We start from the raw sequence: 1,416 nt of genomic DNA on the forward strand, positions 1-1,416 counted from the left end.
AGCCGCAGGCGCAGCCGCCACGCGGCGACCCCGGCCGTCGCGGCCATCGCGACGCCGCCGAGCGCCGTGCCGACCGACAGCGTCAGCTCGGCGTCCAGCGGCAGCCCGGCCAGGTCGTTCTCGAACCCCCGGCCGAGCGGCGCGTAGGCGACGTACGCGCCGATCACCACCAGGCTCGACACCAGCGGCGCCAGCGCGGGCGCCACGAACCGGCGGTGCGACTGCAGCAGCCCGTACAGCACGACGGCCGCCCCGTACATCACCATCTGCACGGACTGGATCGCCAGCATGTCCCCGCCGACGCGCACCACGTCGTCGCGCGAGCATCCCTGCAGATGCTCGGAGACCGCCAGGTCCATCAGCGGATGGGAGAGCCCCGCCATCAGCGCCGTGAGCGGCAGCATCAGCAGCACGATCCAGGTCAGCAGCGCCGAGGCGGTCCGGCGGACCTCGGCGCGGTCGCCGCGCTCGGCGGGCCCGGCCAGCACCGGGACGACCATGCTGGCCAGCGCGCCGCCCGCCACGATCTCGTAGATGCTGCTGGGCAGCTGCGTCGCGCTGAAGTACGCCTGGCTCAGGCACGACGTGGTGACCGTCTGCGAGAAGGAGTACGTCCTCCCGAACCCGGCAAGCCGCGCCAGCACCGTGATGACCCCGATCACCACGGCGGCGCCGGCGAGGCCGCCGGTCAGCCGCCGCAGCGCGGACCCGCGCGGCGACGGCGTCACGGCGTCGCCGTCGTGCTCATCGGGCGGCCCGCCGCCCGCCGGCGGGTCGCTCGGCGAGGTGCGGGACGGGGTGTTGGCGGGCATCGGTGAGGGGCACTCGTCACGGAAGGCGCTGTCGGGACCGGCGGGGGGCTCCGCGAGCCTACGCGGGGTCCGCGGTGACGCCGTCGCCGGCGGGGCCCGACTGCGGCGGCACGTGCGGCCGGAACGCGTCCTCCATGTCCGGCTTGTCGGCCGCGGCGGCGGCCGCCGGGGCGGGCGCCGCGACGGGACGCCGGCCGAGCATGTCGATCCGGTTCAGCACCGGGTTCGCCGCGATGACCTTGGTGAAGCTGACGAACTCGCTGGCCGCGTTCAGCGCGACGAGCCCGCCCAGCACGGCCAGCCGGGGACCGCGGCCGAGCCGCGTCGCGGCCAGGCCGAGCAGCGCGCCGAGCGCGTTGGAGCCGGTGTCGCCGAGCATCGCCCGCTCGGCGAGGTCCTCGGGCAGCAGCGCCGCGGCGGCGCCCAGCGGCGCGGCGGCGACGGCCGACGACGGCCGGGCCAGCGCCAGCGGCGTCCCGGTGATGACGCCGACCTTGATGGCGCGGCCGGGCCGCAGGTCGAACAGGTTCATCAGGTTGGCGCCGCCCGCCACGATCGCGCCGTTCACGACGGTGTCGAGCGCGCGGCCGCGCCGCGTCGGGGC

1 protein-coding gene and 1 pseudogene are annotated in these 1,416 nt (G+C 76.6%); both read right to left on the bottom strand.

Going from position 1 to position 1,416, the window contains the following annotated elements; genetic code table 11:
* A partial coding sequence (locus ABZ914_RS51380) for a lipid II flippase MurJ (protein WP_500201813.1) occupies positions 1-812 on the bottom strand: 812 nt, incomplete at its 3' end.
* A gap of 58 nt (positions 813-870) precedes the next feature.
* Positions 871-1,416, bottom strand: a pseudogene (locus ABZ914_RS51385) (hypothetical protein); the annotation flags it as partial.

The organism is Spirillospora sp. NPDC046719, from assembly GCF_040645715.1.
GTDB lineage: Bacteria > Actinomycetota > Actinomycetes > Streptosporangiales > Streptosporangiaceae > Spirillospora.